The 1,076-nt window shown below is 32.0% G+C and carries 2 protein-coding genes; one reads left to right on the forward strand and one right to left on the reverse strand.

Annotated features, from left to right (window positions below):
- Window positions 1-48: 48 nt before the first annotated feature.
- Window positions 49-381: a recombinase family protein gene (locus GXK57_RS26185; RefSeq protein ID WP_160680943.1), complete on the reverse strand. Its 333-nt coding sequence runs from the start codon at window positions 379-381 to the stop codon at window positions 49-51.
- 232 nt (window positions 382-613) lie between these two features.
- Between GXK57_RS26185 and GXK57_RS26190 the strand changes: the two genes are divergently transcribed.
- Window positions 614-1,027, forward strand: coding sequence for a helix-turn-helix domain-containing protein (locus GXK57_RS26190; protein WP_160680942.1), 414 nt, complete (start codon window positions 614-616; stop codon window positions 1,025-1,027).
- The last annotated feature ends 49 nt before the right edge of the window (window positions 1,028-1,076 follow it).

Raw genomic sequence — 1,076 nt, forward strand, 5'->3', positions numbered from 1 at the left:
ATTCCTACATTTTGATGTTGGAACTTTTATGCACTTTCATATTAACATTTACACTTTAACCTCATATTTAGGTGATTCTCCTTGATTCTTTTTTCTTTTATGAGTTAAATAATCTACTGTTATTGTTTTTTGAAGTACTGCATTCCCATAATATTTTTCATTACTCAAAATTCCTTTTATCGTACTACCCTGCCACACTTCCTTATCTGTTACAGTTTTAATCTTATCTCTTTCAAGTCCTCTCTTTATTTCATTTAAACTACTACCATTTAAGTATTCTCTATAAATCCTTTTAACTATTTCAGCCTCTTTAGGATTTATAACAAGTTTTCCTTCTTCATTTTTGACATACCCAAGAAATCTCTTAACATTAACTTGTATCTTTCCTTGTTTAAATTTCTTTTAAAATGCCCATTTTGTATTTTCAGAAATATTTCTACTTTCATCTTGAGCTATGGAGCTTAAAACACTTAAAATCAATTCACTATCTGCACCTTGTTTATGCTAATCTAAAATTAGGTCAAGTGCTCATTGAAAACTAGGTCATTTCTTTAATAAAATATGCTATCCTATTAGCATCATGCTAAAAGGAGGGCAAGGGGGAATGATCTTATTGCTACAGAAACAAAAAATTATCTTAAAGCACATTGAAGGAATGACAAACCGAGCTATTGCAAAAGAACTACATATGAGTAAAGATACTGTCAAGAATTATATCAAGGAGTATCAACTTCAAAAATCGGAACTACTACAAACTAATCCAGAAATGGACACATCAGAGCTTATTCAAGCAATTGTAGAAAAACCGAAGTATAATTCCGACGGGCGCAAGCCCACTAATGTAACACCTGAAATTATGGATGCAGTTGAAGAATTTCTGGAACTAAATCGTCAGAAACGTGCCGGAGGCAGGCAAAAGCAAGTGCTTAAAAAATTAGACATTTATGAAGAGTTAGTTGAGAGAGGATTCATGATTAGCTACTCTACAGTCAAACGCCTGGTTAAAGAAATAGAAGACCGCTATTGATTTATACTTAAAACTGGTTCTCTCGCAATTTTGGTGAAGTTATAATATA

Source organism: Clostridium sp. C8-1-8, assembly GCF_009928445.1.
Lineage (GTDB): Bacteria > Bacillota > Clostridia > Clostridiales > Clostridiaceae > Clostridium_AR.